Origin of the sequence: Staphylococcus sp. GDY8P94P (assembly GCF_017892255.1) — a bacterium.
Classification (GTDB): Bacteria; Bacillota; Bacilli; order Staphylococcales; family Staphylococcaceae; genus Staphylococcus; species Staphylococcus cohnii.
In genome coordinates, this window is record NZ_JAESKU010000039.1 from 1 (window position 1) to 1000 (window position 1000).

At 25.8% G+C, this 1000-nt stretch carries 2 protein-coding genes; both read right to left on the bottom strand.

The features are described from left to right. Nucleotides 1-39: 39 nt before the first annotated feature. On the bottom strand, nt 40-774 hold the full coding sequence (erm(C), locus tag KA926_RS13820) for a 23S rRNA (adenine(2058)-N(6))-methyltransferase Erm(C) (protein ID WP_014158488.1): 735 nt from the start codon (nt 772-774) through the stop codon (nt 40-42). 44 nt (nt 775-818) lie between these two features. Then, nucleotides 819-878, bottom strand: a complete 60-nt coding sequence (ermCL, locus tag KA926_RS13825) for a 23S rRNA methylase leader peptide ErmCL (RefSeq protein WP_002497446.1) — start codon at nt 876-878, stop codon at nt 819-821. Nucleotides 879-1000: the final 122 nt, after the last annotated feature.

Below are 1000 nucleotides of genomic sequence, written 5' to 3' on the forward strand. Positions count from 1 at the left end.
TTTACTTTGCAACAGAACCCAGTTTATGCATCCCTTAACTTACTTATTAAATAATTTATAGCTATTGAAAAGAGATAAGAATTGTTCAAAGCTAATATTGTTTAAATCGTCAATTCCTGCATGTTTTAAGGAATTGTTAAATTGATTTTTTGTAAATATTTTCTTGTATTCTTTGTTAACCCATTTCATAACGAAATAATTATACTTCTGTTTATCTTTGTGTGATATTCTTGATTTTTTTCTATTTAATCTGATAAGTGAGCTATTCACTTTAGGTTTAGGATGAAAATATTCTCTTGGAACCATACTTAATATAGAAATATCAACTTCTGCCATTAAAAGTAATGCCAATGAGCGTTTTGTATTTAATAATCTTTTAGCAAACCCGTATTCCACGATTAAATAAATCTCATTAGCTATACTATCAAAAACAATTTTGCGTATTATATCCGTACTTATGTTATAAGGTATATTACCAAATATTTTATAGGATTGGTTTTTAGGAAATTTAAACTGCAATATATCCTTGTTAAAAACTTGAAAATTATCGTGATCAACAAGTTTATGTTCTGTAGTTTTGCATAATTTATGGTCTATTTCAATGGCAGTTACGAAATTACACCTTTGTACTAATTCAAGGGTAAAATGGCCTTTTCCTGAGCCGATTTCAAAGATATTATCATGTTCATTTAATCTTATATTTGTCATTATTTTATCTATATTATGTTTCGAAGTAATAAAGTTTTGACTGTGTTTTATATTTTTCTCGTTCATTATAACCCTCTTTAATTTGCTTATTAACGATTCATTATAACCACTTATTTTTTGTTTGGTTGATAATGAACTGTGCTGATTACAAAAATACTAAAAATGCCCATATTTTTTCCTCCTTATAAAATTAGTATAATTATAGCACGAGCTCTGATAAATATGTAGTTTGTTTTGGAAAGTTGTATTTATATTTTATTTTTTTGTGTTTTTTGTGTTGTGTTTTTAATAT